Source organism: Yoonia maricola (genome assembly GCF_002797915.1).
Classification (GTDB): Bacteria; Pseudomonadota; Alphaproteobacteria; order Rhodobacterales; family Rhodobacteraceae; genus Yoonia; species Yoonia maricola.
On record NZ_PGTY01000002.1, the window covers coordinates 487,438 to 507,470 of the forward strand.

Genomic DNA, 20,033 nt, shown 5'->3' on the forward strand with positions numbered 1-20,033 from the left:
GACTTTTCCACAGGTATCTGGTTCGCCAGTATCATAATAATTTTGGCCGTTTCATCGCATCTAAGCAAATCTGTTGATCAAGGCCCCTGAGATGGGCCCACAACTGGTTTGGATAGTCTGATGAACAAAAGCGCGGAGAAACGTTCAGAGCGGCTGAAAGTGAATGTGACACTTTCAGACCGGCGCGAGCTGGAACAGAAGGCGAAAGCTTCTGGCAAGAGTATATCGGACTTTCTTCGTGATGCCGGGCTAGGGCGTAAATCCAACATTTCATCGGAACGGTTTCTTGATGGTCTGTTTGTTCTTGAGCTTGCCCTCAAACAGCTCGAAGGCCTGTCCAAGGAGTGTGAAGCGGGCTGTCTGGACTGTTCTTTGCTACTCATGAAACTGCGCCAGATCGAACGGATGATCGAGCTTTTTGCACCTCGACCTGTTGCTGTTGGTGGGGCTAGATGCTGATTTGTTGGTCCGATATTCAGTTTTCGGATGATCCGATGCAGCCGTCATCTTATCTGCTCGATGCAGCAGTCAGCAAAGAAGTCGGATCCACAAGACAACTAGAACATCGAACTCCCGTCCCGGAGCTTCTCTATGGGCACCCCGCAGCTTTTCAAGGAGCACTGGCCAGCCTGCGACTGAAGATGAAATATCGCGTGACGACTCTAAGTTTTCACGAAGCTGATATTGATGTCAAAGCGTTCAATACAGGAGATGCCAGACTTCGAAAGCAGGTTGCCATAGCTGTCGAGATGTTCCTTGAAACTGCTTTCGCAGGCGTGCCCAATGAGGCGCGTCCCCCTTGCTTGGTTACGACGCACTCTCATCTGGGTCGCCTCGAAGTCAACGTCGCGATGCCACGGTTCGTGCGGTGTCCGTCGGGCGCAGTCCGCAGCATTAACCCGCATCCAAACCAAAAGGGCAGTCAGAACCTGTGGGATGCATTGCGAGATGTCCTGAATATGGCCTTTGGGTGGATAGGGCCACAGCAAGAAAATACCAGACAAATTTTACGTGGACCCAACTGGGCGGAAAAGAAGATCGCTGCGGCGGAAAGACACGGTGTTGAGTTTGACGCTCGCCGCGATCCAAAACTTGTTTTGTTGCACCACGCTAAACGGTTGGTGGATGGTCCGGCAGATGGTGAGGTGCCGCCTCCACAAGAGACCCTTTCGGGGCTTGCGACCCGGCTTGGGTTTCGCATGTCATTGCGGGGCAGGAATAGACTGTGGGTGACGGATGAGAACGGTCTGAATGGATTTACGATCCGTGAAATAAGTCGGGATGATACACAAGAAAACCATCAGACCATCAATCAACAGATCGCCCATTTTGATAAGCTGTGGACCCGTCGCGCACGTAACAACGCGAAGGAGCTTTCCTGGGGTGATTGGTGTGAACCTACTCCACAGTGGCAAGAGCGGCTGAAGAAACCGTTACATCCCCTGCCAATGGCGCATCCCGGTTTTCTGGAGCCTCGGCAATCTAACTTAGACTTGAGCCTTAGCTTACGGTCTCGACTCCAAAACCGCCTCCAATATTTGGCGGCAATGATCGGGCGCATGATAGCACACCAAACCATCTTCGAGTCTTTGTGCAAGATCGACTTATCGGCCATCCGGAATATCACTGAAAAATTGGAGAACATAACATATGACCAAACCACCAAACCAGCCGCCAACAGAAGCTCTGATGATCGAACTCTGCAATCTCTTGCGTCAGGTTCTGGAGCGCGGAGCGGACGTGGCGATAGCAAAACGAGTAGAAGAACTACTCATGGAATTGGAGCGGATCAGAATAGCGATGGAGCGGCACGCGACGTCCCTGGACGCATTGTTACCGAGGATGCTGGCCTGCGAAAAAATCGAGGACCGTCAGAGGGCTCTCGAGACGAAACTGGCCATGATCGATACGAATGTCGGCTGGATTTGTCGGACCCTCGGTCAGCCGGCATTTCGACAGGAGAGTTAACTCAGTCAGTTTTGATGCTGTTTCGAGATCAGTTCCCATCAAGACCTTTTGCACTGCAAATGCATGATGACGCGGCTCTGGCATTTTCCTGCGGAAGCCTCACTGGTGAATTCGCACCTGACGGGAGAGTATTGTTGAGCGGCAAAAACTCGGATGTCCAGAAAGTGAAGGAAGGACTTTCGATATTGTTTTCTTTGCATATCGACCCCACCGAGACAGAATACGATATCGGGCCAGATTCCTAGCAACTGTATTTCTCAGAGGGTTTGAGAAGACCATTTCTGGCCTGACTTAACGATCGCGTTGGCCATTGTAGTTAGCTTTCGGGCGACGGCTACAATGACAACTTTATGGGGTTTTCTGGCAGCGCGGAGGCGATCTGTGAAGGTTTTTAGATTCGGATTGTGGTGGCTGAAAACGAGAGCGGCCTAGAATATTACATGCCTGAGGACCCGTCGTCCACCGCCGATGGTTCGCTTGCCTGTGATTTGTCTGAGTTTCGGCATTTCGGCGATCAGCATAGCGCTGGCAACCGGGCCGATCCCCCGGAACGGACCGCAAGACACCCGCCTAAGGGCGCTCTCAGCTCTCAGTCACCCGATCACCGCAGCAGACCCCAAACATATAAGGGCGGATCCGCAGATCCGCCCCTTCTCTTGGTTGCCTTTGTGCAAAAAATACGGCGATCAGTATGCCTTCGCGATTAACGCCTGAACTTTTGCTGGCTTTCCAGTGAGGAAACAGTGCGCTTCCTTCGTCAACTGCGAAAACGGTATGCAACGGACAGTGTAGCCGTATTCATCTTTCAAAGCCTCTTCCGCAGCATCTTCGTTGCACCATCCCGCCATCATAAAGGCGTTATCCTGCCTCGCGATCGCTTCTTTGAAATCAGACAACGTAGACACTTTGATCGTATTATTTGTCAGTTTTTCTTTGGCAGCATCAAACATTTCAGACTGCATCTTTTCCAACAAAGCAGGCAAGGCTGTATCCAAGTCATCCAAAGGCACTGTCAACGATTCACCTGTATCGCGGCGCTTCATCGACACTACACCATTATCAACTTCACTACCCCCCACGATGATCCGAACTGGTATGCCCTGCTTTTCCCAGTGAAACTGTTTTTTACCAAGGCGTTCATCAGAGCCGTCGTTCTTGTAACGCACACCCAATGACTTCAGCTTTGCCGCCAAACCTGTCGAATAGTCAGATATCTTGTCTGTCATCCCTTCTTTGTTGGAGGGGACAGACATAATTACGCATTGCCAAGGCGCAATCTTTGGCGGGAAAACCAAGCCCTTATCATCTGAGTGCGTCATAACAATTGCACCCAGAATCCGGGTAGACATGCCCCAGCTGCCCGTAACCGGATGCACAACACCGCCGTCCCCATCATCGTAAGAGATTTCATACGTCTGCGCGAAGCCTTTCCCCATCATGTGGCTGGTGCCAGACTGCAAAGCCTTTCCATCAAGCATGCGGGTCTCGACGGTATATGTACGGTCGGCACCAGCGAAACGTTCAAGTGCGGTCTTCTCTCCAGCAATTACTGGGATCGCCAAGTGATCCTCGATAAACGCCACATACTGATCCAACGCCGCAAGCGTGTGGTTGTGCGCTTCCAACTCGTCCTCAATAGCCCAATGTGCTTCGTGCCAGAAGAATTCAAAGGTGCGAGTCAAAAGACGTGTGCGCATCTCGACACGAAAGACATTGCACCATTGGTTTACTTTGATCGGCAGATCAGCTTTTGATTGAACAATCTGCGACATGTCCTGATAAATTACCACCTCAGAAGTTGGGCGCAGTACCAATGGATCATCAAGCTTTTCGCCTTTCAATTCTCGGATAACCGCCAGCTCGGGCGCGAACCCTTCGACGTGATCCTTTTCTTTTTCAAGCAAACTCATGGGAAAGAGTGCAGGATAGGCCATCCGATCATATCCAAGGTCCATGATGTAGTCATCAAAAGTCACCGTGATCCGGTGCCAAAGTTCCGCGCCGTTTGGTCCAAGAATTTGGCATCCAGGTGTCCCGCTGTGACGCGCGATCTTACCTGCAAGAATTGTTGTCTGATACCAATCGTGTACGCCCGCATCCTGTGGTGGGATCCGCATGTGTGTATATTGCTGTGTCATAGTACGTCCTTTCAGAGGTTGGTTGGGTTTACTTAGAATTCGTAATGACTGCCCCGGCCGTGAACGACAGGATCAGGTAAAAGATGATGAAAATCGTGGCTTTGGTCGGGATGATCTCGTTCATCATCACAGCGGAGGTCAGCATCGCGCAGACGGGCTCCATCCCATACAGAATGGTCGCCCAGCTTGAGCTCAAGTTGTTGCCTGATGATGTCGGTGCGAGTGCGTATTGGATGCAAACGTAAGCCAGGCCGGTGCAAAAGCAGCCCGACACGATCACAGGCCAAGCCACAAATTGCTGCACCAATGTTGCAGCATCGACGTCGTTCCAGAGCCAAACAGGCACCAAAGAAAACACGAAACCAAAAGTGAGATATTGTGCAACAGTTGTCGTGCCGTTGGCTTCATCACCACGACAAATCAAAGGCAACATTCCGTAGATGAACCCACTGGCGGCTGAGAACGAAAAGGCCCAAAGATCGAATTGCGTTCCTGTGTCATATACTGACAACGCACCATAGAGCGCAGCCAATGTTCCGATGATAACGTGGATGTTGCTGGTATCGGGCTTGCCGCGGCACTCAATCATTGTGCCTGTGATTGCAGCGACACCCACAACTGTAATGATCGTCGGCGTCGCATCTGCCCATGACAAAGCATATGTATAGAGAAGAATTGTTGCCAAACCGACAGTCAGTCCGCGCAGGGCTGCAAATTGCATCCCCTTGCGTGACAATTTGAAAAGAGATGCTGCATTCCCAGTCGCGACGATAAAAGCCGCGACAAAAAGGGCACCCCAAAAAAGACGGCCTGAAACGAAGACCGTTGTTGTTATGCCTTGTTCCAACCCCAATTCGGTAGGGTAAACAACGAAGCCGATGATGCTAGCACCCAACGCAAAGAGGGCCGCTTTCAACCATACTTCAAACGCAATGAAGTGGTCAGTGTTCTGTGGTACGTACGCCATTGATCTGTTCCTCATCCTTGTGTGTGGATGATGACTGGCTGATCTAGGCCATCGCGGCATTCGATTTTATTGCGCGAGCGTTTTCAACAATGATCTCAGAATCGCGACACTGTTTCATGGCGCGCTTCGAAAAAGGTTAACGCTTTTCCAATGATGTTATCGGAATTGCTGATACGATTCTTGAGCTACGCTAAAAAACGAGGTAGGAATTCCGAGCGTCGGCTGGAATCCGCTCAGCAAGGCAGTTTCGATCTGGGGGGGAGTATCGAGTTTGAAATACATTGACAAGTTGAGTTATGTGCAAATTCGGCGAGGCTTCACCTGGCGTGACAAAACCGACACTTCCCAAAAGCAGTTTACACATGCTGAACTGAGGGAAATATTGAGGCCAGAAATCGATATTGCGGAATCGAGCTATTCAAAAATCTTGAGAGGCGTCTCTGTCACAGGGAATGCGAAAAACCTCCTCAACAACAAACTCGAATCCTGCAGTCGTGACATTCTCACCGAGATTGAACGACGATTAGAATTGCCGGGGCTGTTTGACTGCCAAAACCGCGCAGCTCTTGATGAGCTCCTTGATGTGGGCGAGCTCGCCGCTATTATCGACGTGTATGACACCAAAGGTGATCCGAAGACCAAACGTCTAAAACGGCAGGCCCATCAAAGCGAAGCCGCACTACTAAAGGAACTCGCGGAACGACTGGTGTATTCAAAAGACAACTTGTTGCATGTACCTGCTGAGCTCCTGTCGGGCAGCTCATACTTTGCGCATCTGTTGTTAAAGCAACCAGAAATCCAACGCGCGTATTCCAAAGTAGTCTTTATTCGGCCCGATACGATCGACAACGCATTTGACGAACAAATCTTAGCACTTTCCGATCATTTAGGCGTCCTAGAAGAAGGGGTGCCCGGTCTTTTACGTAAGATTAAGGAAGACAAGTTGCTTGTTGTTTTTCTGGATGCGCACTTTCTTGATCTTACCGAAATGCCAGGCATGAAGCCGATGCTCAAACTGCTCTTGAACGAGTCAGTTCGAACTAGAATGCCAAATAAGGGAACTACTTCAATTCTTCTCATCGGGGAATCCATGTATCTGGATCTTCGACGTGAACCGAGTATGACAGGTGGCAAAGGCACGTGGTATAGTCAGGTGAAAATTGAGGATGAAAGCCGCTTTGAATTCTTTAACACTCAGTGGAAAGGACTTTCAAAGTTGCGCAAGAACACTCCTATCGAAGATGGAGGTGCGCGCGTAAAGCCAGCCCAAGCTTATTATAAGATAGGAAACGATCAACCGGCATGGCCAAATGACATCGCACACAGGGCATTGTTCGCGACAAATATTGAGAACCACGCCTTCTTTGATCCTACAATTGGTTACTCAAAGTTGCTTGGGGATATGACTATAGAGCCTCCTTTTGTCACTATGCACTACGATGACATGCGAAACTTTATGTTATGGGTCGATGCGCCCAAGTCAGAAACTAAACATCCCCATCAAGCAGCCAAAAAGCCAGCCTCTGGGAAAGGCTTTCTCTCAAAGTCCGATATGATCCGATACCTGAGTACGACAAAGTACTGGATGATGTCAGATTCACTTCTTCCGAACAGCTCAGGTCGAAAGAGGCCTGGCCTTTTATGTAAGCATGAGGGTGTTCGAACACGAGATGTATCCCCAAAGGCCTTTGAAAAAGCCGTTGGTCTACTAAGTCCGCCGCTCAAGCGTCACAATCCAATAGATGCGCGCATAACAGAACATAGATACTCGCTTCCGTTCTCGCTCAAAGCCTTCGTTCAAGATGAATGGCAAACAAACGGCACGCCCCAGCAGAAGTTCATGCGTTCAGTCGCGCATCATCAAATCGCCGAGAGACTCTATTGGTCCAAGGATGACGTCGGATTGCTCAAGTCCGAATATCCGTATGAGCCTCATCGTGGCGAAACTAAGCTCTATTTTGTAGCTGACACTATCTGTCACCTGATGAGATCACTACAAGGACATACGTTTGAACTTGAGGCCTACGAAAAAAAGGCTTTCGTACGAGATAACTATTTCCCGAAAACACCCGAAATCGATGGTACAGACCCAAACACACTGGCCTTGAACGCTTCCGAGATTTTGGGCTTTTGTTTCGAGCAACTCTACATTGTTGAACTTAACAAGAAATCGCGAGCTCTCTCCAAGAAACATGGTGCCTATAATTTGGCACTCGAACTTCTACAGCACATGGGCCACAATCAAACAGTTGGCGTTCCACACCCCGCTATGAGCCCCCACCTATGGCATGCTTATGTCAAAGAATGTGGTCACGCGCTTATCGATGTTGGAGATCTGGAAGCCGCGCTTCGATGCTTTGAAAGCCTTCGCGAAATGCCACAACCAAACGACGAGGTTTTTCGCGATCTTGACGATGACTTAAGCATAGCGCTGGTGCAAACGCTACTTGGGAAAACAGAAGAAGCACACAAAAGTCTAGAACGATGTGCGGCATTCTTCCCAGATGATGATGATCTCGTTAGACGGAAAAACGACAAAAAATTGCATATTTTCAACTGCAAACCTGACAAACAAGAGCTGGCTCTCGCGCTCTACAAGCGTTATCAGGCCCGCCAGGCAAATCTGATGTACATTGCCAAGGAATTTCCAAATTCGTTAAAACGGGTTGAGATGATCGAGAAAGCTTACGGGCAGGGCCGAAAACTCTATGCCCCGGTTCGGTTTCTAGGCGTCGATCTCGACACGCTATTTATGTCAGCCACCTATCACACGGGAAGCCCCGAAGCCGAAGCGCAAGCTATGTCATATGCGTTGGAAGCAATACTGCGCGCAGACGCGAACGGCGATCATCATGATGCTATGAAGTATAAAATACTGCTTGGTCGTTTTTACCGGCGCAAAGGCGATTTGATCAACGCGCAAGTATGCCTTTCCCAAGTTCAAAAAGACTTACGAACTTATGGTTGTTCCGAACGAGTCTTCTTCGCCGCGTATAGTGAAAGCGGCAAGATTTTAGATTGTAACCACGACTATGTCAGAGCTTACGCCAGTTTTCACCGACCGTTCCTGATGCGAGCTGCGTTCCGCAAGTTCTCCGGTGCGTCTCAACAAGCTCATGCACATTGTGTTAATGCTCTCGCTTTGATCGAAACCGAGCACCTGGCTTCTACTAGCGAGGAATGGGGCGACGTAATCAAAAAGGCTCAGACGGATCATGCGACGGAAATGAAAAACTACCAGCGACAACTGGTGCAAGATGGGCGAGTTCGCGATCCGATGTACGGATATAGTTTGTCAAAAACTCGTGAAGTTATCGACAGTCTCAAGGACGCGGATGGCATCAAACAGCAAATAAAAAAGATTGAAGAACTACGAGAAATTGCGGGTATTGGGTAGTTGTAATCAGTTGGCTCCCTACCGGCACGCACCTAAGAGAACTTGATCGAATGTCGAGACGCTGCAGTGCAGCTTCCGCGAAGAAAAGTTGGCCCCATGGGCGCAGCATTTGAGCAGGCCGCATGGTCAAAGTTATGTAAGATGACAGCTGACATGCTCCTACTGATTGATGCGCGTTTGATACAAACCCCGAAAACAGTGTCCAAATCGAGCTCCCGCAACCACTGACAACGAACGCCCCGCAGCATCAACTGCGGGGCGTTGTTGGTTTTCATCCACCATTTTCATGATCGCACCCAATGCCTTCAACGTTCTACCATGAACTTGGATCACGCGAATGCCCGCAGCAATTATCGGCATGCTAATGGGCCGCTGAAAACAATACCCACCTCCATTTCAGACTACGCCGATTTGGGCGAAAGAACACAATCCAATGCGCGCCCCAGTTTCGACGTCACTTCATCGATCTGCGGTTCTGTCATGATAAAAGGTGGTGCCAAAAGCAAATGGTCGCCCACTTTTCCATCCCGTGTGCCGGGCATTGGATAGCAAATCAGTCCCTCATTGAAGGCGGCTTTCTTCAGGCGATTGGCTACACGATGTGCCGGATCGAACGGGATGCGTGTTTCACGCTCGGCGACAAGCTCGATACCCCAGAAAAGACCACGACCTCTGATGTCACCCACATGTGCATGTTGTCCAAAGTGGCTTTGCAGCGCGGCCTCAAACGTCGCGCCGATCTGGCGAACACGGGGGATCAAGGCATTGTCTTTCATTTCTTGCAGGACCGCGCGCGCGGCCGCAGTTGCGATGGGATGGCCCAGATATGTATGCCCGTGTTGGAAAAAACCAGTGCCACTTGCCACCGCGTCATAGATGCCTCGCGTGCACAGCATTGCGCCAATTGGTTGGTAACCCGCGCCAAGGCCTTTGGCGATGCACAAGATGTCAGGCGCGATCCCGTCTGCGTCGCAGGCAAACATATGTCCGGTGCGCCCCATGCCGCACATAACCTCGTCCAGGATCAGCAAAACGCCGTAACGGTCGCAAATCTCGCGGATGCGTGCAAAGTAGCCCTCCACCGCAGGCACAGCGCCTAGGGTCGCTCCAACAACAGGTTCAGCGAGAAACGCCATGACTTGATCCGGGCCAAGGCGCAGGATTTCATCTTCAAGCTCTTGCGCGGCGCGGGCCCCGTAGGCGGCCAGTGTTTCATCGTCATGCCGTTCGGCATATTCGTAACACGGGCTGATGTGGCTGACATCGATCAGCAGCGGAGAGAACTGCGCGCGTCGCCAAGCATTCCCACCTGCTGCCAGCGCACCAAGGGTGTTGCCATGGTAGCTCTGACGGCGCGCGATCAGGTGACGCCGCTTAGGCTGTCCGTTTTCGATGTGGTATTGCCGGGCCAGCTTAATGGCAGCCTCGACCGCTTCGGATCCGCCTGACACGAAATACACGCGGTCCAGATCACCGGGGGCTTCGGCGATGAGCATGTCGGCCAATTCTTCCGCCGGATCGGTAGTGAAAAAGCCGGTATGAGCAAAGGCCAACTGGTCGGCCTGATCCTTGATCGCCTGCGTCACGCGCGCATTCGAATGCCCCAAACAAGACACTGCTGCGCCGCCTGATCCATCGAAGTAGCGTTTGCCAGTTTGGTCGATCAGATAGCAGCCATCGCCTGATGCGGCGCGGGGCAGATCGCTGTGGCAGTGACGGGGGAAGACGTGTGACATCAGATCAGGTCTCTTTCAAAGGGAGGATGAATTGATAGCTGGAGCGGCGCATGCCGCGCATTTCGTAAAACCGGTGGGCGTCGTGGCGGTTCAAACCGCTGCACAAGCGGAGGTGGTCGCAGCCTTGCGCGATGCCGTGATCGCGGGCCGCCGTGATGAGCGCGGCCCCAATGCCACGGCCACGTTGATCTGCGTCAACGATCAGGTCATCGACAAAAAGCGTGCGGCCCCAATGCAGCGTTTCATTCACCACATAGCCCAGAACGCCCACAATTGTCGTGCCGTGATGGGCTGCAAGCAGGCGATATCCGTCAGCCTGCGCCGCGGCAAAGCGGTCTGCCAAAACCTCATCCGGTAGATCTATACGCAAGCGTTTGAGCAGCGGAATGGCCGCGTTCGGGTCGGTAGGGGGACGGCACTCTAGGCGCATGCGGCGCCAGACGCTTGGCCAAGTTCGGACATCAGTGCCGCGACCGAGGCTGCGTTGTCGCGCCACAGGGTGCCGTCGGCAGCCGTTTGGCTGTTCTCAAACCCCACACGAACATCGCCCCCGAGCCGCGCGGCCTGAACAAGGCAGGCGTGTTCGGTGGGCCCGAAGGCGCAAAGCATCCACGGCGTGCCGGGGTGCAGCCCTTTGATCAAAGGTGCGATTGCCTGCGGATCGCTGACAAGACCATCCGTGTAGCGCCCAAGTACGAAAAGCACGTCGTTCTGACCAGCGTGCACGCGTCCTGTTTTTTGCCAGCTCTGCAAGAGTTTGAGGTCCTCTGCGTCATATAGAATATGTTGTAGCCGCGTTCCTTTGTCGTCCGCCTGCGCATAAAGCCGCGTTGCAAGAACCGGATCGCGGGCCATTTCCCGAACCGCCAAGCTGGCCCATGCTGGATTAAGTTCAGTAAGACAGGCCAGTTGATCGGCCACACTAAACCGCCCCACGGCCTCTGTGGTGATCTGGATATCCATAGCAGGCAGGTCCGAGGCTAGATGCGCCAGTGTTTCACGATATAGGCCAGGGTCGAGCGTATGCGCGCCGCTTTGATCGCGGACGTGCAGGTGAATTGCATCAGCCCCGGCGGCATGGCAGTCGCGGGCGGTTTGCACAACCTCGGGCAGGGTCAGCGGCAAGGCGGCGTGATCGGCCTTGCTCAGGCGCGCACCGTTGGGCGCGACCATGACATAAGCACGTGACATCGCCTATCCGTCCACCAAGCTGCGGCTTCGCATACGTGTGCCGTCGGGGTCAAACGCGGGCCCGATCACGATCCGACCGGGAACCTGCACGCCTGCAATGTCCACGCTGACGGGCGTTGCGTCTGCCAAAACGTGATGCAGATGGCCAAGGGCGATGGGTCGGCCCACGCGGTAGCCAAACGCAGCAGAGCTGGTCTCCCCGACGATCTGACCGTCGTGGTAGATCGGCTCATGTCCCAACGGGGTCGCGTCCACGTCATCCAACAGGATCGTGCACACGCGAGAGGTTTCACCCGCAGCTTTGGCAGCGGCCACAGCATCCGCCCCAAGGTATCCACCGTTTTTGCGCAAGGCAAAGTCGAGACCCACAGCGACTGGCGTGACGTCGCCATCCAACTCATGCCCCATGGCGCAGAACCCTTTTTCAATCCGCATCGCGGTTTGGGCAAACAGGCCCGCAGGCACAGCCCCCGCCGCAGTCATCGCTGCATAGAGGGCAGGCGCGTCGCTGGCCGCGCAGGTGATTTCCCAACCGGCCTCACCCACGTAGGAAAGCCGTGCCGCACGGATGGGAACACCAGCCATCATGAGTGAAGCGTGTTTGAAATAGGCGATATCGTCGATCCCGAAAGCGCCACAAGCGGCGGCAATGCGGGCGGCGTTCGGGCCCATCAGCCCAAGAACCGCGTGATCTTCGGTGCTGTCGCGCAGCGCAACGTCGAACCCTTCGGCGTGCCGCGCAAGCCAGGCCAGATCCCGCACGACCGCATTGGTGCCAACAAAAAGCCGGTAGTGATCGGGCGCAAGGCGCTGGGCTGTCAGATCGGACTCAAACGTGCCGCGTTCGTTCAGCATGGCAGTGTAGATAACCGCCCCGGGCGCCCGGCCCATATGGCCCGCGCAGACATGGCACAGAAAGGCTTCTGCGTCGGAGCCTGTAACCTCGATCTTCCCAAACGGAGAGGCATCAAAGATCGCAGCTGCTTCGTGGGCGGCGCGGACCTCGGCACCGACGGCATCGAACCAGTCGGGTTTGCCAAATGTCATGGCTGGTTCTGCGGTTTTGCCAAAATAGAGTGGACGCTCCCAGCCGTAAACCTGACCCATATGGGCCCTAGCGGTGCGGTACTCTGCGTCCAACGGCAGGCGTCGCAGGTCCCGCGCGGTTTTCAGCTGTCGCCCAGGATAAGCAATCTCATAATGCGTGCCCAGGATTTCAGGGACCCGCGCCATCAGGTGCTCAACGGAGTTGAAAACCGGCGCGAACCGTTTGGCGTCCGCCTCGGACAAATCATAGGCGGTGTGGTCGTGCACAATCGCATGGGCAAGGTTCATTCCAGCGCCCCCACCAGACGCGATCCCGACTGAGTTCATCCCGCAGCCCAAAAACAGCCCCTTCGTCTCTGCCGTCTCGCCGAGCATGAATGCACCATCGGGGGTGAAGCTTTCGGGGCCGTTCAGGAGCATCTTTACCTCGGCGGTTTCCAAGGCAGGTAGACGGTTGAGCGCGTTCATCATCATCGGCTCAAAGTGATCCCAATCCTCTGGCAGCAGACCAAACTCAAAGCTCTCGTCAAGAATGCCGGGCTTGATCGCCTTGCCCATGGGCTCAAAACAGCCCACCAGCAAACCGCCCGAATCGTCCCGAATATAGAGGTGGTTGTCGTGGTCACTGAGCGTGGGCATGTTGCCGGTGATCCCGTCGATGGGCTTCGTCAACAAATAGAAATGCTCGCACGGCCAAAGCGGCACGCGTGCACCTGCCATCTCGCCCAGCTCACGCGACCAAAGCCCACCACACAGCGCGATCGCATCGCATGTTACGGTGCCGGACGTGGTTTCAACCCCGCGCACCCGGCCATTTTCTGTCAAGATTCCAGTCACGCCTGTGTTTTCGAACAATTTCGCGCCCAGTCTCTTTGCGCCTTTCACAAGTGCAGCGCACACGTCAGACGGGCTGACCCGACCATCTGCTGGGGACCAAACGGCCCCCAACACATCATCGGCGTTCATCAGGGGCCAGCGTTCCTTGGCCTCTTCTACGGAAATTTCGGTGGCCTCGACCCCAAAGGCCTGCGCAAGGGCCGCTTGACGGCGCACATGGGTCAGGCGGTCTTGCGTGGTCGCAATCGACAGTGACCCTTCCTGAATCCAGCCCACTGACTGCCCGGTTTCCTGTTCAAGCTGGCCGTACAGGTCCACGGAATACTGGATCATCCGCGTCAGATTGCGCGAATGACGCAATGCGCGCACCTGAGCGGCCGAATGCCATGTCGTGCCGGACGTAAGCTTGTTGCGCTCCAGCAGAATTGCGTCCGTCACACCCAATTTGGCAAGGTGATACAGCGTCGATGCCCCCATGATGCCGCCACCAATGACAACAACAGAGGCATGGGTAGGACACTCTTTGGCCATCCGTCCGATCCTTTTTTACCAAGACACCTCCACGATGACTGAAAATTTCAAGTTGCGTCAACTGCTGCAATAAATAACAAATGTTTTGTATTTTCAAAGGCCGTGAAAGGACGATTTGTTGGATCCGACTCTAAAAAACAAAATAATATCAAATATTAAGGAGATGGTCGAAGATCTCAGCCGACAAATGCGGACGGCTGCGAAGTACATTTTGGACAATGAAGCCGACTTTGGGCTCGACTCAATTCGGAAAACAGCGCGCAAGTCAGGTGTCAGCTCCTACACCCTTGTGCGGCTCGCCCGGCGGCTTGGATTTGGCGGTTTCGACGAGCTGCGTGAACCGTTTCGACATGCGCTTGTTACGCTAAATGGCGCAGCCGTCGGTGACGACTGGAACGAGAAATGGCAGGACGCCGACGCGGGCGTGTTACGGGGGGCTGCGGCCAATTCGATGGCGATTGTTTCCCGGTCTATTGAACGGCAATCCCCTGAACGCATCCGGCAGGTGGCGGAACTTATGATTGCAGCGCCATCGGTCTATGTGACAGCGATGCGCGCAAGTTATGGGCTGGCCTACTACTTTCAATATGTGGGGCGTATGGCGCTCAAATCCCTGCAAATTGTGCCAAGGCAGATGTCATCGGCTATTGATGAGCTGACCGATGCAGGACCAAATGATGTCCTGATCGCGATCACATTCACCCCCTATAGTCATGAAACCATCGAAGCGATGCTGTTCGCAAAATCACGCGGGATGCGATTGGTTGTCTTGTCCGACAGCGAGATTTTGGCCCCGGGTGTCGAAGTCGATCACACGTTGCTGGCATCGACGAATTCGACGCATCACTTTGCGTGCAATGCGGGGGCCATGGCGGTGCTTGAATTGCTTCTGGCGATGCTTGTTGAGATTGGCGGCGCTGAAGCTGCTGAACGAATCGACTCCTACGAAACACTTCGAAAAGGCTACCGCGCCTATTGGTCGGCGAAAAAAAACAATAGTTTTTAGATGACATGCGGGGCTCCGTGCCAAAACATGAGTGGGCACGAGCCGCGTCTTGCTGTCGGCCGTCAAAAAAAAATTCAAACACGGAGGTCACACATGACAATTCAAAAAGTTCTAGCCGGGCTGACGCTTGCTGCGTCTGTTAGCATCGGTTCCGCTGCGACGGCTCAAGACCAACAATTCTTCACCATCGGCACGGGCGGCGTCACGGGTGTTTACTACCCAACTGGTGGCGCGATCTGCCGTCTTGTAAACGCAGGTCGTGCGGATCACGGGCTCCGGTGTTCGGTTGAATCGACCGGCGGCTCGGTGTTCAACACGCGCACGATCCGTCAGGGCGAGCTTGATTTTGGCGTGGTGCAATCCGACGTTCAGGCCGCTGCAATCGCTGGGACAGGCGCGTTCGAAGATGACGGCGCATATCCGGAACTGCGCGCATTGTTTTCGATCCACCCTGAACCAATGCACCTCATGGCCAATGCCGATGCTGGCATTGCATCTGTTGCCGATCTGGCGGGCAAGCGCGTGAACATTGCAAACCCTGGCTCTGGTACGCGGGTGCTGGCCGAGGCGTTGTTGTCCTATCACGATATCGCGGTTGAGGATTTGTCCTTCGCGGCTGAGCTGAGCTCTGCCGAGCAGGCCTCTGCGCTGTGTGATGGCAATATTGATGCCACGATCTGGGCGGCAGGTCTTCCAAACGGTTCCACGCAAGAGGCAACATCGACCTGCGATGTTGTGCTGATCCCAATCGAAGGTGCCCCGCTGGATGCCCTTCTGGGGGATAACCCGGCCTATGCGGGTGCTACTATCCCCGGTGGTCTGTACCCGGGCAACCCTGACGATATCTCGTCCTGGGGGCCACGGGCGACGTTCGTGACCGCGGCAGATACGTCTGACGACATGGTCTATACGGTTGTATCTGCGGTGTTTGAAAACTTCGATAACTTCAAACGCCTGCACCCGGCCTTTGCCAATTTGGTAGAGGAAGAGATGATTTCATCCGGGATCACCGCCGATCTGCACCCAGGCGCAGTGCGCTACTACCGGGAACGCGGCTGGGTCGAATGATCCGCTGATTTGACGCCGGGCCATCCGAACAGGGTTGGGGTGGCCCATTTCACTTTTTCTACAGGGCAAGGGCGGCACCATGAGCGACACAAAAGCGCAAAACGACACGGCAGCAGTCGACGACTTTATCGCCGAAGCTGACACGGGCGCACGCAACCCCAATGGCGCTTTCCCGCGCGGGGTTTTGTGGTTCGTGCCCCTCGCATGGTCTTTGTTCCAGCTTTGGATCGCATCGCCCATACCCTATGAGATCGGCTTTGGCGTCGTGAACAACGCGCAGGCCCGATCCATCCACCTCGCCTTTGCGGTGTTCCTTGCCTTCACCGCATTCCCGACCCTCAAGACCAGCCCCAGGACGTATATCCCGATCCAGGATTGGGTCGTCGCCTTGGTCGGCGCGTTCTGTGCAGGTTATTTGTTTTTGTTCTGGGACGGCCTCGCCGACCGGTCCGGCGCGCCATCATCGCTCGATATCATCGCCGCCGTCGTCGGGATTGCCTTGCTGATGGAGGCCGCACGCCGATCGCTGGGCTTCCCGTTAATGGCCGTTGCGGCCGTTTTCCTCGGCTATGTTTTCTTTGGTTCCTACGCGTGGCTGCCCGACGTGATTCAATGGCGCGGGGCCTCGGTCGAACGCGCGATGAGCCATATGTGGCTGACGACCGAAGGTGTCTTTGGTGTGGCGCTTGGCGTATCGTCTGGCTTCGTGTTTCTGTTCGTTCTGTTCGGTGCGTTGCTGAACCAAGCGGGCGCGGGCAACTACTTTCTGAGTTTGGCCTTTGCCACCCTTGGCCACCTGCGCGGCGGTCCGGCCAAGGCGGCGGTCATCGCCTCTGCAGCGACGGGCCTGATTTCCGGGTCGTCTATTGCGAATGTGGTCACAACTGGCACCTTTACCATCCCGCTGATGAAAAAGGTCGGGTTCTCCCCCGCCAAAGCCGGCGCGATTGAGGTTTCTTCATCGATTAACGGCGTGCTGACGCCCCCAGTTATGGGCGCCGTCGCGTTTTTGATGACCGAATATGTGGGCGTGTCTTATGTGGAGGTCGTCAAGACCGCCATTGTCCCGGCCGCGATTTCCTATGTCGCCTTGGTTTATATCGTCCACCTTGAGGCACTCAAGATGGGCATGACCGGCACCAGCCGGATGAACCCGATCATCTTCCTTTTGCGGGCCGTTCTTGCGATTTGCATCGGTATCATTGCCGCAGGAGGCACGTTGTATGTAGCAGGACTGTTGGTCGGTATGGCCGAAACAGTCCTCGGGGGGGCCTCAACCCTTGTGCTGAGTGGTATGTTCCTTGTGGCCTACGTCTTTGCGGTGCGCTTTGCAGCCCATGGGCCCGATCTGGAACTGTCGGTAGATTCCATGCAGGCGCTGCCACCCACGCGCGAGATTTTCAAATCCGGCATTCACTACCTTCTGCCTATCTTCTTGCTCATGTATTTGCTTATGGTTGAACGCAAGTCGCCAGGATTTTCGGCTTTTTATTCGGCAACCTTCATGCTGCTAATCCTGTTGACGCAAGACGCATTGAAGGCCCATTTCCGGGGCGAGGGGCAATTTGCGCCGCTTCTCAAAGAGGGGCTGTCACAAGTCGGCGAAGGGCTGATCATTGGCGCGCGTAACATGATTGGTCTGGCCTGCGCCATGGCCGTGGCGGGCATCATCGTAGGGTCGGTCACGCTGACGGGGGTTGGTCAGGTGATGGCCGAATTCGTTGAATTTCTGTCAGGCGGCAACCTGATGCTCATGCTGGTCTTTGTGGCACTGATTTCCATCATCCTTGGGATGGGGCTGCCCACGACCGCAAATTACATCGTGGTGTCATCGCTGATGGCCGGTGTGGTCGTAGAGCTTGGCGCACAAAGCGGGCTGATTGTGCCACTGATCGCTGTGCACATGTTTGTTTTCTACTTCGGGATCATGGCGGACGTGACGCCACCTGTGGGTCTGGCCAGTTTTGCCGCCGCGGCGATTTCTGGCGGCGATCCATTGCGCACGGGTTTTCAGGCGTTTTTCTATTCGATCCGGACGGCGCTCTTGCCGTTCCTGTTCATCTTCAACACTGATCTTTTGTTGATTGATGTGGGGCCGGTGCAGGCCATCGCGGTGTTTATCGTGGCTCTTGTGGCGATGCTCGTGTTCGCGGCGGGCACGATGGGTTGGTTTGTCACGCGCTCGCGGCTGTGGGAATCTGCCGTGCTGGTTCTGGTCGCGCTGACGCTCTTCCGACCCGGGTTCTGGCTGGATCAAGTTCAAGCACCGTATGAGAATGTCCCGGCGAGCGAAATCTTTGCTCTCGCCGAAGCCGCGCCGCCGGATGGTGAACTGCGTGTGGGCCTTGAAGGAATGACGCTGGATGGTGATTTTGTGTCGTCTACCTACCTGTTGCCACTGGGTGATCCGGGGGCCGATGGGACCGCACGGCTGGAACAGGCCGCTGGTCTGACCCTTGTGGAACGCGACGGGCAGGTTGTTGTCGATCTGATCAGCTTTGGCGGCAAAGCCGAAGACATGGGGATCGATTTCGATTGGACGGTGACACGTCTGGAAGTCGAAGCAGACCGACTGCCCAAGGAACTGTTCTACATCCCGGCTTTGCTACTTTTGGCGCTCGTCGCCTTGGTGCAGCGCCGCCGCGTGTCCCCCGACCCACAGGAGGAGCTGGCATGACCGGTACTGTCCTCGCCGCTATCGATCTGGCGCATCCAGAGAACCATCACAAGATATTGCACGAGGCCCAAGTCATGGCGGCCCAGCGTGGAGCCTCAATGAGTGTTGTCACCGTCATCCCGGACTTTGGTATGAGCATCGTCGGAACCTATTTCGAAGAAGGTGCGGAACAACGGGCGCTGAAAGACGCCGCCAAAACCCTTCATGAAGCTGTAACCAAAGTGCTGGGGGCGGATGCCGACAAGCAGATTAAACATGTTGTCTGCCATGGTGTCGCGTATGAGCAAATTCTGGCGACGGCCAAAAAGTTTGATGCGGTTCTAATCGTCATGGCGGCGCACCGTCCTGAATTCCGCGATTACCTTCTAGGGCCCAACGCAGCCCGCGTAGTGCGGCATTCGACGTGCTCGGTTCTTGTGCTGCGGGACTAAACCTGTGGCTGGGACGTCTGGCGTAGCGCGTTCAGCAGCCTCGTTCTTGGCATGAAAGTGCAGGACATTCATTTCGTCTTTGTGATCGAAACCGGCTTTACGATGCAGGCGTTTTCCTCGGCGGTCGAAGTGGTCCGTGTTGCGCGCAAGTTAGGCGCATCGAAAGCGCTATCCTATAGTGTTGCGTCCTTGAACGATTGTGCGACTGCCGCTTCAAACGGGATCGAGGTTCTGCCCAACTGCGCAATAAACGAGCTTCCAAAGCAGGCCATTCTCGTGATCGTGTCCGGTGCTGGCGCAGATCGGAACCCAAATCCCGGGTTGATCAAAAGCTTACGCCGTTGGGCGCGTGCAGGTCACGCAATCTGGGCGCTTTCCTCTGGGGTCGTCCGGCTGGCACAGGCCGGATTATTGGATGACTGCAAGGTTTCGGCCCATTGGGAAGACGTCCCGTATCTTAAAGAATACCATCCTCGTGTTGAACTCTCGAACTCACTTTTCCATCTTGCTGGCAAGCATCCCACAAGTTCCGGGGGCGGCGCTGCCGCAGACTTGATGCTCGACTTCATTGGTCAACATACGCATGATGACTTGATCGCAGACGTCGCCGCGCGGTTGATGATCGATGGTGTTAGGGACGGACGTGTCAGACAGCCTGTTCCGGCCGCGCTGCGCTATACGACTCCGAACAGAACCGTATTTGCAGCCCTCCGCATGATGGAGGAGAACCTGTATGAAGTTGTGCCTATTCGCGATATTGCCCGCCATGTCGGGGCATCACAGCGGCAGTTGGAACGGCTGTTCAAAGCAGAGTTCGGAAAGACGCCAAAAGTCGTTTACCTTGATATGCGTTTGGACGAAGCACGACAGGAGGTTCTGGCAGGCCATCGCGCCGTTGTTGATATCGCGACGGATTACGGTTTTGCAGTAGCGACGTTTTCCAAGGCCTATCGCCGAATATTCGGCGCCACTCCAACCGAAGATCGCAACAAGCGTTCTCATTCAATGTCGTGATCCGATGTTGTTGATGTCGATTTAG

At 54.5% G+C, this 20,033-nt stretch carries 14 protein-coding genes; 8 read left to right on the forward strand and 6 right to left on the reverse strand.

The features are described from left to right. Positions 1-120 precede the first annotated feature (120 nt). Together BC777_RS12615 and BC777_RS12620 are read left to right on the forward strand one after the other, a co-directional pair. The gene (locus BC777_RS12615; RefSeq protein ID WP_100368519.1) at positions 121-459 is read left to right on the forward strand and encodes a plasmid mobilization protein; all 339 of its coding nucleotides are present in this window, start codon (positions 121-123) and stop codon (positions 457-459) included. Next, complete coding sequence (locus BC777_RS12620) at positions 453-2,213, forward strand: hypothetical protein (RefSeq protein ID WP_133122556.1); 1,761 nt, start codon at positions 453-455, stop codon at positions 2,211-2,213. The genes BC777_RS12615 and BC777_RS12620 overlap by 7 nt, the downstream gene beginning before the upstream one ends. Positions 2,214-2,654: 441 nt before the next feature. On the opposite strand, the gene proS is transcribed toward BC777_RS12620, so the two are convergent. Together proS and BC777_RS12630 are read right to left on the reverse strand one after the other, a co-directional pair. After that, on the reverse strand, positions 2,655-4,106 hold the full coding sequence (gene proS / locus BC777_RS12625; RefSeq protein ID WP_100368521.1) for a proline--tRNA ligase: 1,452 nt from the start codon (positions 4,104-4,106) through the stop codon (positions 2,655-2,657). 28 nt (positions 4,107-4,134) lie between these two features. Then, a complete protein-coding gene (locus tag BC777_RS12630) occupies positions 4,135-5,073 on the reverse strand; it encodes a DMT family transporter (RefSeq protein ID WP_100368522.1) in 939 nt (312 codons plus the stop codon). 271 nt (positions 5,074-5,344) lie between these two features. Between BC777_RS12630 and BC777_RS12635 the strand changes: the two genes are divergently transcribed. Beyond that, positions 5,345-8,470, forward strand: a complete 3,126-nt coding sequence (locus BC777_RS12635) for a hypothetical protein (protein WP_100368523.1) — start codon at positions 5,345-5,347, stop codon at positions 8,468-8,470. A gap of 401 nt (positions 8,471-8,871) precedes the next feature. On the opposite strand, the gene BC777_RS12645 is transcribed toward BC777_RS12635, so the two are convergent. From BC777_RS12645 to BC777_RS12660, 4 genes are read right to left on the reverse strand one after another with little or no spacing between them, the layout of a single operon-like run. Further along, entirely contained in the window at positions 8,872-10,206 is a 1,335-nt protein-coding gene (locus BC777_RS12645) for an aspartate aminotransferase family protein (RefSeq protein WP_100368525.1), read from the reverse strand. Positions 10,207-10,210: 4 nt separating this feature from the next. After that, on the reverse strand, positions 10,211-10,636 hold the full coding sequence (locus tag BC777_RS12650; protein WP_100368526.1) for a GNAT family N-acetyltransferase: 426 nt from the start codon (positions 10,634-10,636) through the stop codon (positions 10,211-10,213). Next, positions 10,627-11,397: a beta-keto acid cleavage family enzyme gene (locus BC777_RS12655; protein WP_100368527.1), complete on the reverse strand. Its 771-nt coding sequence runs from the start codon at positions 11,395-11,397 to the stop codon at positions 10,627-10,629. Before BC777_RS12655 ends, BC777_RS12650 begins: the two co-directional genes overlap by 10 nt. A 3-nt stretch (positions 11,398-11,400) precedes the next feature. Beyond that, entirely contained in the window at positions 11,401-13,812 is a 2,412-nt protein-coding gene (locus tag BC777_RS12660; protein WP_100368528.1) for a GcvT family protein, read from the reverse strand. 118 nt (positions 13,813-13,930) lie between these two features. On the opposite strand from BC777_RS12660, the gene BC777_RS12665 reads away from it, so the two are divergent. The 5 genes from BC777_RS12665 (at position 13,931) to BC777_RS12685 (ending at position 20,008) form a co-directional block, all read left to right on the forward strand. Then, complete coding sequence (locus tag BC777_RS12665) at positions 13,931-14,818, forward strand: MurR/RpiR family transcriptional regulator (RefSeq protein WP_100368529.1); 888 nt, start codon at positions 13,931-13,933, stop codon at positions 14,816-14,818. Positions 14,819-14,911: 93 nt separating this feature from the next. Continuing rightward, positions 14,912-15,886, forward strand: a complete 975-nt coding sequence (locus BC777_RS12670) for a TAXI family TRAP transporter solute-binding subunit (protein WP_100368530.1) — start codon at positions 14,912-14,914, stop codon at positions 15,884-15,886. A 79-nt stretch (positions 15,887-15,965) separates the two neighbouring features. Further along, complete coding sequence (locus BC777_RS12675) at positions 15,966-18,563, forward strand: TRAP transporter permease (protein WP_100368531.1); 2,598 nt, start codon at positions 15,966-15,968, stop codon at positions 18,561-18,563. After that, positions 18,560-18,994, forward strand: a complete 435-nt coding sequence (locus tag BC777_RS12680; RefSeq protein WP_100368532.1) for a universal stress protein — start codon at positions 18,560-18,562, stop codon at positions 18,992-18,994. Before BC777_RS12675 ends, BC777_RS12680 begins: the two co-directional genes overlap by 4 nt. A 51-nt stretch (positions 18,995-19,045) precedes the next feature. After that, on the forward strand, positions 19,046-20,008 hold the full coding sequence (locus BC777_RS12685) for a GlxA family transcriptional regulator (RefSeq protein WP_100368533.1): 963 nt from the start codon (positions 19,046-19,048) through the stop codon (positions 20,006-20,008). Positions 20,009-20,033 lie beyond the last annotated feature (25 nt).